A 6,095-nucleotide genomic window follows, 5' to 3' on the forward strand; every position below is an offset into this window, starting at 1 on the left:
AGCTTGCTTAGATACTGAAATCTGAAGTGAGTCGTCGATTAACTTTTGTGGTTGAAGCGGCCCAGTTTCTTCAACACACCTTCTAAAAAATCAATTTCTAATGCCTGCTCACCGATTTTTGCATGTAACTTTTTAAGATCAATGGGGGGTTCTGATGGAGCTTTTGATTGATCGAAAGCTTGCGAGGAAGCTGAGATCAATTGATTTTTCCAGTCAATAATTTGGTTTTGATGGACATTAAACTCAGAACTCAATTCAGCATGTGTTTTTTCTGCTTTGATCGCAGCAAGTGCTACCTTAGCCTTAAAGTCGTTTGAATGATTTCTTCTTGGTCTACGTGCCATAAAATACTCCATATATTGATGTTTATAACATCATTTGAGGAGCAGAATATCACTTATAGGAGTTGTTCAAATTTACGGATCCATCTCTGTTGAAATGAACGTTCAATATAACTGTTTTACTAATTAAAGTTATAAGTGGTTTCTTGAACTAAGAATAGCCGTTGACATCCTCACCTCCCTTAAACGGAGGTGATTCCTACAGCTAGACGCTTATGCCCAAGCGCAAGAATGTTCATGGCACTATTTAAGTCCCTATCGTGAGTGACACCACACTCACATGACCATTCTCTTATTCCAAGACCTGTCCTACCTCTCGGACTACTTGAGGTGATCTCACCGCAGCACGAACAGATTTGGGTGGTATAGGCTTCATTGACTTCTTCAAACATTACCCCTGCGTTCTCGCATTTATACTTGAGCATTGTTTTTAGTGCTGAAAACCCTGTATCTAAAACAGACTTTGCCATTTTAGTTTTTACAAGCTTTTTGGCACTTAAGTTACCTACAATTATGAGTGCATTATTTTTAACAAGTAATGTACTTGCCTTATGCAAATGGTCTTTACGGCAATTTGCAATCTTGGCGTGTAATGCACGTACACGTTTTTTATTCCTTGCTCGTTGAGCAATACCTAATTTCTTTTCGTATTGGCGATAGAACTTGGGGTTTGAAATAACCGTACCATCAGAACAGGTTGCAGTATCTTTTAAACCTAGATCAATACCTATGGCTTTGGTTGCTGTTGGTTTTTCTTGATTCGATGAATCGACCACAAGGCACACGTACCAACGCCCACGGCTGTCCTCAACAAATGAACCAGTTCTAACAGCATATTTGCTTAATCCATAGCTATCCCATAGCTTGAATTGATGTTTACCATATTGAACATATCCATCAGCGTATTTGATCGCTACTTTCTTAAACGGTATCCATCCAAGTGATTTTCTTGCTGACTTCTTGTTGCTAACACGCCATTTGAGTTTGGCTTTCTTAAACTGCTTTCTGCGTGTGACTAATTCTTCGGTGACAGCCTGAATGGTTTGGCTGTGCAAACTACACTCTTTAGATGCGCCTTTGGTGTATTGAGCAATATCAAATGCAGATAGAAATTCACCTTTTCTTTTTAGGTGCTTAAAACTTAAATCATTCACATAATTCCAAACAAAGTTCACCTCAGATGCTAATTTAATCAGCACCTTTGCGTGTTTGTCTTTTATGCGGAGTTTAAGTGTTTTCATGTGCTTATTTTAACAATAATATTTTAAGTAATGAACAACAAAGATATTTAATACGACATTCCATGTCGTATGGCTTACGCCAGTCGCTTATATCCTCGTGCTGAACCACGAGGTTTTACGCTCCAAGTGATAAAAGTGTAGCAAGTTGCTACACTCCTAGATAACATCCTTTCCGAAAATTTCATTTAGACGATCCTTGATGTCTTCCACAAATTTACTATCAGTTTTCAATTTATTTTTCATTTTTCTCTTAAAGTCACTTAAGCTCATTCCAACTTCAGCAAAATCCATTTGAAATAATGAATCATTGATAACAACGTTTGCTTGAGAGTCTGTGAGGCAACCTACAGTCTTAAACCACTTTTCAAGCTGTAAATAATTAGCATCATCATTAAAAATATACCATGAACGTACAGTGGTATCGAATTTTGCACCTAGATCTTTTACCTCAGCATTATCTTCAAATGGAACATCTAAGTAGATCTTTAATTTTTCGGCCTTTTTATTTTCAATTACAGGCTTTTCAAAACCACGATGATGTAGTTTAAATTTTACGCCTACAATAGGGCGTCCTTTTTTAATTGTTTCATATTCTAACTGTAGATCGGTGTTTTCATTAATTTCAGCTACAATTTTATCTAATACATAACGTCGAAAATCGACCCAACGGTCATATTTAGTTTCATTTATATCAATTAGAGCTTTGAGATTCTCTAATAATAATGGAACTTCGTAGATTTCTTGAGTCTTAAATTTGAATTCGTTTTTTATGAAATAGGTATAAAGACTCATACTTGCAACTGAATCTAGAGCAAATAAATGTTTTAGTTGGTATGTAGTAAAATTACCACCAGCTAATTGAGTAAAGTAAGGTAATACTTCACTGGTAAATCTGATTTGAAGTGCATTCTTTGAATCATCTTCCCATCTTAACTCACGGATAATAGGGACAACCGAGTGAACTCTTTTAGTCTTTTTCTTTATATCATCTACAGGTTCTTCAATTACAAAGTGCGCCACACGGGATGAAAGTTCTTTGTAAATTCGATCAATGGCTACATTAATTGAATTTCGCTTACTTAATCCCAGTAATTCAGCTAAATCATCTTTATACAGATAGATGTATGTTTGTTCACTAATCTCTTTATCGATATGATTCTTCTCACCGTAATTGGCAACAGCCATCGCATATAAAAGTGCTTTATATTCATTCGCTGACAATTCAATAGGTCGTATCAAACGATTGCTAGTACTTACAACCCCATTGTGACGAATATTACCTATGCAGTACGGGATTGAATCCAGCTCTTCTTTGTTATGGCTTAGTTCTGACATAAAGTGTATTAACTATTTTAAGTGTGCTTAACTTGATTATGCATGTTATATAAAAAAGTGGAAAAAGATTCAACACTTTCACCTAAAAAAAACTAAGGTGGAATACTTGTCACCAAATTTAGGTAAAAATCCATTAAAGTGGAAATATATTTTTAAATTCCACTCCAAGATGACAAATACTCCACTTTTAGATGTTTTTGATTCTTTATAGAGATACGGATTGATGAATAAACACCCATAATGGATTTTAAATAATCAATTAACCTATTTCGATATGACAAGTTTTCCACTTTTAAAAACGCAGATCACTGAAAAAAAATATCGAGTTTAGTCATAAGAACAAAATATCTGCATTCTAGGGTGAGTGCGTGAAATTCTTTCCACTCTTAGATCAATGAATATATCAAAAAATGGTGTAGTAAAAAAAAGCCTTGCAACTTTATCCACAATATTATTTTTGTAAGTGATTTTTTTTCCACTCTTGCTCTTAAATTCATTAAGTTATCAACATCATAAATAATTGTTTTATATATGTTTTAAATGATAATACATATATTTTATAATTAACAGTGAAAAACATTCCACCATAGTGACAAATACTCCACTTTTAAGTGACAAATACTCCACTTTACAGTGACATATATTCCACTTTAAAGTGATCATCTTTCCACTTATAGAAGACAACTCTTCCACTTTAAGATGACAAAACCTCCACCTTAAAGTTGATATGGTATTGTTTTTAAATGAAAAATATCAACTTAATTATTAATTAACTTAATTATTAATTACTATTAATTATTAAATAAGCTAGCTATATAAAACTTTAAATTTAAAATTGCTTTAGCGTTATACAAATGACTGTTTTAAATTTAAAAGGTGTAGTAACTTAGCCCAAAGTTATTTATATTAATAGTAATTTTAAATATAGAATGATTTGACAAGTATGTCTGCAAAAATTATTGCTGTTGCGAATCACAAGGGTGGTTGTGGTAAAACAACAACAGTTGTTCATTTAGCCTCTGAGCTAGCAAACTTAGGAAAAAAAGTGCTTGTGATTGATTTAGATCCTCAAGCAAATGCTAGCTTGCATATTGGTTTAAAACATCCAAGTGAAGTTGGAGTAACAACCGCTGAGTTATTAGTAGGTGATGTCTCATTACTTACTGACGCTTTAGAAGAAGATACTAATTTTGATAATGTTTCACTAATTTATGGTTCTCTCAATTTAGGAAAAACTGAGGACCAATTAAAAGAAGATGCGCCAAGACCATCAGAAGAACTCACTACAAAATTAGAACTATTAAAAGATCTTTATGATTTTATTTTAATTGACTGCCCTCCAAGTTTAAAACTATTGACGAGTAATGCTTTAGCATCTTCAACACATGTAATTATCCCGATTGAATCTGGCTCACAATATGGTCTATATGGTGTTACAGACTTACTTAATCATTTAGAAAAAATAAAGCGAATCAATCCGGAGCTACAATTATTAGGTGCACTACTTATTAAGCACGATGAGAGACAAAATGTTTGTAAACTCATTCGTGATGAAGCATTTAAGCAAGTGGGCTATATTATGGAAACGACTATTCCACAAAGTACAAAAGTAAATCAAGCCGCAATTATGCAGCAGTCTTTACTTAAGCTAGACAAAAGTGGAAAGGTTCGAAAGGCTTTTGAAAGTTTAGCTAAAGAAGTTTTAGCTAAAGTTAACTGATTGAGAATTTTATGGCAACTGCAAAAGAACTTTTAGCTCAAAAGCTGAAACAAAATACTCAAAAGCATCAATTAGCTCAAAAAGATAATATCAAGGAATTAAAGGAATTTAGACGAAATGTCCCCATTGAAGACATTTCACGGAGTCCTTATCAACCGCGTAGAAAATTTGATGAGCAGGAAATCAAAGAACTGGCTGAATCGATCGATGAAGTTGGTTTGTTGCAACCCATCACTGTTCGTAAACTTGAAAATTTAAAATTTGAACTAATTGCAGGTGAACGTCGATTACGTGCGCATGAAATTCTAAAAAAATCGACCATTGAAGCCATTATTATTGATGCAAATAATGAAGAAGCTTCACTACTTACACTAGCTGAAAATTTAAAACGCCAGGATTTAACAGACTTCGAAATCTATATTGGTCTAGTAGGTTTGGATGAAAATTTAAAGAAAAATAAACAACGTTTAGCGAAGTCTTTAGGCTTAAATCGCGAAGACATGTATAAATATTTATCTTTTGAAAAGTTGCCTAAAGCCATCTTGAATGATTTGGTAAATGAGCCCCAGTTATTAGGTCGAACTGCTGCAACAGCTTTTAAAAAATTTCTTGCAGATCACGACGAAATAAAACAACGTGCTGAAAAAGCCTTGTTAACTGTTTGGACAAAAGTAAAGAATGGCCAACTTGAGCAAACTAAGGCTGTTGCACAAGCTACGAAATATCTAGTTCAAGATAATAACGATTCTCCATCAACATCGCTTGTAAAAAAAATTGAATATGCTGGGAAAGTTGCTGGAAATATTAAATTTAATGATAAGTTATTAAAGGTTTCTTTAAAAATTTCTCATTTTGATGATGCTAGTTTAGAAAAATTAGAAAATCTATTGAAAGAGTTGGTAGAGAAAAATCAAGAAGTGTAGCAACTTGCTACACTTCTTTTCTTTAAAATATGTCTGATAGTATAATCTTGGGGATACCTAGTAATAAAATTAATCTTAATTAAAAACAATTTTTTTATAATATATATTTATAAAAGTTAGGTGCTGTTGACATTTGCTGTATAAAAAAATAGTGAGAAAGTAAAATTCAATCGACAAACCACATACCTACTTGTTATGCATTCCAACAATGCTGGCGCATAATCAATGGTCTAAGTCTTTAAATTAATATCAAATGATGCAAATCAAGAATAGGTTTCTATTGATGCCTCTCATATGCGAGTGCATCAACATAAGGCAGGAGTGAAAGACCAAGCTATTTCTAATAACGTTGGTGGAAATAGTTCTATAATCTATTTAGTTGTGGATGCGGATGGAAATCCTATTGAATTGATATACGCTGAATTATCAGGAGACTTTCCCTTGGGAGATTCTAGGCAGCCAACTTATAAAAGTCTTCGGCCATTTGATTTGGTGTCTTAAAACCCAAACCCTTTTGAATTCTTCGATGATTATA

4 protein-coding genes and 2 pseudogenes are annotated in these 6,095 nt (G+C 33.5%); 3 read left to right on the forward strand and 3 right to left on the reverse strand.

Going from position 1 to position 6,095, the window contains the following annotated elements; all coding sequences use genetic code 11:
• From FTU83_RS16695 to FTU83_RS16705, 3 genes and pseudogenes are all read right to left on the reverse strand, one after another.
• Positions 1–356: pseudogene (locus FTU83_RS16695) on the reverse strand (transposase); the annotation flags it as partial.
• A 167-nt stretch (positions 357–523) separates the two neighbouring features.
• On the reverse strand, positions 524–1,582 hold the full coding sequence (locus FTU83_RS16700) for an RNA-guided endonuclease TnpB family protein (RefSeq protein WP_180036301.1): 1,059 nt from the start codon (positions 1,580–1,582) through the stop codon (positions 524–526).
• Positions 1,583–1,738: 156 nt separating this feature from the next.
• Complete coding sequence (locus FTU83_RS16705) at positions 1,739–2,917, reverse strand: replication initiation protein (RefSeq protein WP_180107395.1); 1,179 nt, start codon at positions 2,915–2,917, stop codon at positions 1,739–1,741.
• 943 nt (positions 2,918–3,860) lie between these two features.
• Here FTU83_RS16705 and FTU83_RS16710 point away from each other — a divergent pair.
• From FTU83_RS16710 to FTU83_RS17550, 3 genes and pseudogenes are all read left to right on the forward strand, one after another.
• Complete coding sequence (locus FTU83_RS16710) at positions 3,861–4,637, forward strand: ParA family protein (protein ID WP_078194342.1); 777 nt, start codon at positions 3,861–3,863, stop codon at positions 4,635–4,637.
• A gap of 11 nt (positions 4,638–4,648) precedes the next feature.
• Entirely contained in the window at positions 4,649–5,560 is a 912-nt protein-coding gene (locus FTU83_RS16715; RefSeq protein WP_104442427.1) for a ParB/RepB/Spo0J family partition protein, read from the forward strand.
• 234 nt (positions 5,561–5,794) lie between these two features.
• Positions 5,795–5,974, forward strand: a pseudogene (locus tag FTU83_RS17550) (IS5/IS1182 family transposase); the annotation flags it as partial.
• Positions 5,975–6,095: the final 121 nt, after the last annotated feature.

The sequence above is a fragment of the Acinetobacter sp. YH12152 genome, from assembly GCF_013418285.1.
Classification (GTDB): domain Bacteria; phylum Pseudomonadota; class Gammaproteobacteria; order Pseudomonadales; family Moraxellaceae; genus Acinetobacter; species Acinetobacter amyesii.